The sequence below is a fragment of the Rhizobium sp. SEMIA 4085 genome (genome assembly GCF_013004495.1).
Lineage (GTDB): Bacteria > Pseudomonadota > Alphaproteobacteria > Rhizobiales > Rhizobiaceae > Rhizobium > Rhizobium gallicum.
In genome coordinates this window covers 1-3,846 of sequence record NZ_JABEPH010000469.1, presented here as the reverse complement: position 1 = coordinate 3,846, position 3,846 = coordinate 1, and the positions used below count along the sequence as shown (strand labels likewise).

The 3,846-nt window shown below is 63.1% G+C and carries 3 protein-coding genes; all 3 read left to right on the top strand.

The window, feature by feature from the left end:
* Nucleotides 1-840 (top strand): FAD-dependent oxidoreductase (locus tag C9413_RS29255; protein WP_170251283.1); only part of this gene is annotated, 840 nt, incomplete at its 5' end.
* Nucleotides 841-864: 24 nt separating this feature from the next.
* A complete protein-coding gene (locus C9413_RS29250) occupies nt 865-1,140 on the top strand; it encodes a sarcosine oxidase subunit delta (RefSeq protein ID WP_040115996.1) in 276 nt (91 codons plus the stop codon).
* The coding region (locus tag C9413_RS29245) for a sarcosine oxidase subunit alpha family protein (protein WP_170251282.1) at nt 1,137-3,846 on the top strand (2,710 nt) is incomplete at its 3' end. The genes C9413_RS29250 and C9413_RS29245, both read left to right, overlap by 4 nt.

Below are 3,846 nucleotides of genomic sequence, written 5' to 3'. Positions count from 1 at the left end.
CGGCTGCACGGCGTCGACGCCGAGCTTCTCGACCGCGCTTCGGTCGAGAAGATGCTGCCCTTTCTCGACTACGACAATGCCCGTTTCCCGATCCAGGGTGGCCTGCTGCAGAAGCGTGGCGGCACAGTTCGCCATGACGCGGTCGCCTGGGGATATGCCCGTGGTGCCGATCAGCGCGGCGTTGACATCATCCAAGGCTGCGAGGTGACCGGCATCCGTCTAAGCAACGGCCAGGTAATCGGCGTCGAAACCAGTCGCGGCTTCATCGGCTGCGGCAAGCTGGCGCTCGCGGCAGCGGGCAATTCTTCGCAGGTCGCCCGGATGGCCGGCCTGAAGCTGCCGCTCGAAAGCCATGTGCTTCAAGCCTTCGTCTCGGAAGGCCTGAAGCCTTTCATCGACGGGGTGGTCACCTTCGGCGCCGGACACTTCTACGTCTCGCAATCCGACAAGGGCGGCCTCGTCTTTGGCGGCGACATAGACGGCTACAATTCCTATGCCCAGCGCGGCAATCTGGCGACGGTCGAACATGTGGCGGAAGCCGGAAAGGCGATGATCCCGGCGCTGTCGCGGGTCCGGGTGCTGCGCTCCTGGGGCGGCATCATGGACATGTCGATGGATGGTTCGCCGATCATCGACCGGACCCATGTCGACAATCTCTACCTGAATGCCGGCTGGTGTTATGGCGGTTTCAAGGCGACCCCGGCGTCGGGCCTTTGCTTTGCCCATCTTCTCGCCCGCGACGTCCCGCAGGAGACGGCGATGGCCTTCCGGCTCGACCGCTTTCAGCGCGGCTATCTCATCGACGAAAAGGGCCAAGGCGCCCAGCCCAACCTGCATTGATTTCGCGGATCAAGGACATTCGAAATGGCAAGTCTCGTGCCCTGCCCGCATTGCGGGCGAAGATCCAAAGAGGAATTCACCATCAAGGGCGCTGCCCTTGCGCGACCGACGCCCGATGCCGGTCCTGACGATTGGTTCGACTACGTCTATCTGCGCGACAATCCCCGCGGTGCCTACGAGGAATATTGGCATCACACGTCCGGCTGCCGGCGGTGGCTGGTCGTCGCCCGCGATACGGTGACCCATGAGATAGCCGCATGCCGCGACGCTGCCTCTGGCAAGGAAGGTACAGGCGCATGACATCCTACCGTTTGCCGAAGGGCGGGCTGATCGACCGCTCCAAGTCGCTGTCTTTTACCTTCGACGGCAAGGCGATGGAAGGCCTTGAGGGCGACAGCCTCGCCTCTGCACTGCTTGCCAACGGCCGCCGGTTCGTCGGCCGGAGTTTCAAATATCACCGGCCGCGCGGCATCCTGACGGCAGGCGCAGCCGAGCCGAATGCGCTGATGACCATCGGCCGCGGCGGCCGCACCGAGCCGAACACGCGCGCCACCATGCAGGAACTCTATGCCGGCCTCGAAGCAAGAAGCCAGAACCGCTGGCCGTCGCTCGACGTCGACATCGGCGCGCTGAGCAGCCTTCTGTCACCCTTCCTCGGCGCCGGTTTCTACTACAAGACCTTCATGTGGCCTGCCTCGTTCTGGGAAAGGATCTACGAACCCTTCATCCGCAAGGCCGCCGGACTGGGCAAGGCAACATATGAAACCGATCCGGACGCCTATGATAAGTGCTGGGCACATTGCGACCTGCTCGTCATCGGTGCCGGGCCGGCGGGGCTGGCTGGCGCCATCAGTGCCGGCCGTGCCGGCGCCCGCGTCATTCTCATCGACGAGCACTCAGTTGCCGGCGGCGCGCTTTTGAGCGAGACCGCATCGATCGGCAGCAAGGCGGCTGCCGATTTCGCAGCCGACTGCATCTGCGAGCTCGAAGCCTTGCCGAATGTCACCCTCCTGACCCGCACCACCGTCTTCGGCTGGTATGACGGCAATGTCTTCGGCGCCGTCGAGCGGGTGCAAAAGCATGTGTCCGAACCGCAGCCCAACGTACCTGTGGAACGTCTCTGGCGCATTGTCGCCAAGCGCAGCGTTCTGGCGACGGGAGCGGAAGAGCGTCCGGTCGTGTTCGGCGGCAACGATATTCCGGGCGTGATGATGGCGAGCGCTATGCGCCACTACCTTAACCGTTATGCTGTTGCGCCCGGCAAGGCGACAGCGATCTTCACCACCAATGACAGCGGCTATGCACTGGCCCGCGATCTCGAAGCGCACGGCATTCAGCTTGCCGCCATCGTCGACAGCCGCGAGGGCGGCGGCAGCGGCTACTTTGGCCCGGCGCGCATCATCAGGGGTGCCGTGGTATCGGATGCCAAGGGCAGCAAGGCGTTGAACGCAATCGATATCCGCTCAAAGGGCCGCACGGAACGGCTGAATGTTGATGCCCTGGCCATGGCAGGCGGCTTCAGCCCGATCATCCACCTTGCCTGCCACCGCGGCGGCAAACCGGTCTGGTCGGATGACAATGCAGCCTTCCTCGCACCGGGCAATCTGAAGGGGATGGCACTCGCCGGCTCCGTTTGCGCCGTTGGCGGCCTTGCCGCCTGCCTTGCGGACGGCGCGCGGCAGGGCGCGGCCATGGCAGAGGGACTTGGCTTCAAGGCGGCAGCCGTTGCGTTCGGCGCTGTGGAGAACGATATCCTCGCCCCGCCTGAAAAGGCGGTCTGGTCCATAACCGGCGTCAAGGGAAAGGCCTTCGTCGATTTCCAGAATGACGTGCATCGCAAGGATCTCTGCCTTGCCGTCAGCGAGGGCTATGGCCATGTTGAGCTTGCCAAGCGCTACACCACCAATGGCATGGCGACGGATCAGGGCAAGCTTTCCAATATCAATGCCATCGGACTTCTGGCTGAAGCGCGCGGCGTCTCGCCGGCAGACGTCGGCACGACGACTTTCCGGCCTTTCTATACGCCTGTCTCCTTCGGTGCGCTGACAGGCGCCTATCACGGACATCATTTCCAGCCGGTGCGCAAATCGCCGCTGCACGGCTGGGCGGAAAAGAACGGCGCCGTCTTCGTCGAGACCGGTCTGTGGTATCGCTCCTCCTGGTTCGCGCGAAAGGGCGAACATACATGGCGCCAAAGTGTCGACCGGGAAGTGCTGAACGTGCGGCGGAATGCGGGGCTGTGCGACGTCTCGATGCTCGGCAAGATCGAGATCTGCGGCAAAGACGCGGCACAATTTTTGAACCGGATCTATTCCAATGGTTTCCTCAACTTACCGGTCGGTAAGGCCCGTTATGGCCTGATGCTGCGCGAGGACGGCATGATCTACGACGACGGCACGACAAGCCGCCTTGAAGAGGACCGCTTCTTCATGACGACGACGACGGCCTATGCCGCAGGCGTCATGAACCACCTGGAGTTCTGCGCGCAGGCGCTGTGGCCAGATCTCGACGTTCGCCTCGCATCCGTCACCGACCAGTGGGCGCAGATGGCGATCGCCGGGCCAAAAGCCCGCTCTATTCTCCAGAAGATCGTCGACGACGACATCTCCGACGTTGCCTTCCCCTTTCTCGCAGCGAAGGATATCTCACTTTTCAACGGCACGCTTCACGGCCGCCTCTTCCGGATTTCCTTCTCGGGCGAACTTGCCTATGAGCTCGCGGTGCCGGCCGGTTACGGCGAAAGCGTTGCCGATGCCGTGATGGACGCCGGGAAAGACGATGGCATCATGCCCTATGGCGTCGAAGCGCTCGGCGTCATGCGCATCGAAAAGGGCCATCTCACCCACAACGAGATCAACGGCACCGTCGTTCCGGCTGATCTCGGTTTGGCGAAAATGGTTTCGTCGGTAAAGGCCGATTTCATCGGCAAGGCCATGGTGGGGCGCGACGGTCTTGCGGCCGGCGATCGGCCGCGCCTGGTTGGTGTTGTGCCGCTCGATCCCAACC

Excerpts from the sequence above, each read along its gene's own strand:
- C9413_RS29250 (WP_040115996.1), top strand. The coding sequence starts at position 865 with ATGGCAAGTCTCGTGCCCTGCCCGCATTGCGGGCGAAGATCCAAAGAG.